General features: G+C 62.6%; 1 pseudogene. It reads right to left on the bottom strand.

Annotation, left to right across the window (positions count from 1 at the left end):
• A pseudogene (gene mukB / locus CUC53_RS18680) lies at positions 1-1190 on the bottom strand (chromosome partition protein MukB); the annotation flags it as partial.

The following is a 1190-nucleotide window of genomic DNA, read 5'->3' as shown; positions in this document are numbered from 1 at the left end:
GCTGGTGCGACGGGAACGGGTGCGGATCAGCAGCTCTTCAATCTCTTTCTTGTGGGCGCGCGCCTTCTCTTCCATGTCGTCAGACAGCGTCAGCCCCATGGCCGCCAGCTCCTGCTCGAACTCGGTCAGGGTCTGGCGCTTGGCCGAGGCGCTGGAATCGAGCGCAGTGCGCAGCTGCAATGCCTCGGTATGGCGCTGGGCAATCTGCCTGTGCTGCTCGCCAGCGGTGCGGGCCGCCAGCTCGGCGGCTTTGAGCTTCTCTTTGAGTCGTTCGCTCATCTCGGACGCTTTGCCCAGCAGGTCTTGCGCATCCTGATAGGCAAAGTGCGGCAGGCGGGCCACCAGCTGATCAAGGGCATAGCAACGGCGCTTCTGCTCAGCCAGCAACTCGCTTGCCTCATCATAGGCGGCCTGCAACGCGGCCAGATCCTGCGGGTCTTGGCGCAGCACCTGCACTTGGCTTTCTAATTTGTCCAGCGCCTTACCGTGCTGGGCAATAAAGGCTTCGGCCTGTTTCAACGCGGCCACATCGGCGTGCGCCGCTTCGAGGCGGGCCGCCAAATCGGCTTCGGCAAACAGGTGGGCAAAGGGCAGCATCCCCTGCACCAGTTGGATATGGCGGGCCAGCTGGGCGGCGGCGGCTTTGGCATCACTCAGCTGCTTGTCGCACTCACCGATGGCCCCTTGCAGCGCGCGCAGTTCGGCCTGTTTGGCCTGCACTTCGGCTTCGGGGTCGGGGCGAAAGGCAATATCCAGATGCTGACCGATAAAGTCACGAAAATGGCCGTAGAGACGATGGTATTTCTGCTGCTCAAACGCAGCCTTGGCGTAACCCTCGATCAGCCCTTCGCGTTCAAGGTCGAGCTGCTCGATCCGTTTTTCCCGGGCGGCGCGACCAAACAGCGGCAGCTCGGGATAGCGGGAGAAGCGCACCTGACGCTTGCTGGTGCGCACCAGCACGGCGTCGCCCAGCTCGTCGGCCTCCACCAGATCTTCGTCAAAGGAGTCGGGGTTGCCCTGAATCAGATAGATATCTTCCGGGCAATCGTCCAGCTTTTTCAGCCGCTCGATGGCGCCCTCAAGGTCGAGCACCACCAAAGCGCTGCGAGCCGGGCCGTACAGCGCGGAGTAGTAAGGGGCATCGTCGATGGAGATGTCGTCGTAGACATCGGAGAGCAACACGCCCCCCA

Origin of the sequence: Aeromonas cavernicola (assembly GCF_002795305.1) — a bacterium.
GTDB classification, from domain to species: domain Bacteria; phylum Pseudomonadota; class Gammaproteobacteria; order Enterobacterales; family Aeromonadaceae; genus Aeromonas; species Aeromonas cavernicola.
The sequence above is the reverse complement of the archived record's forward strand: the minus strand, read 5'-3'. Positions and strand labels throughout refer to the sequence as shown.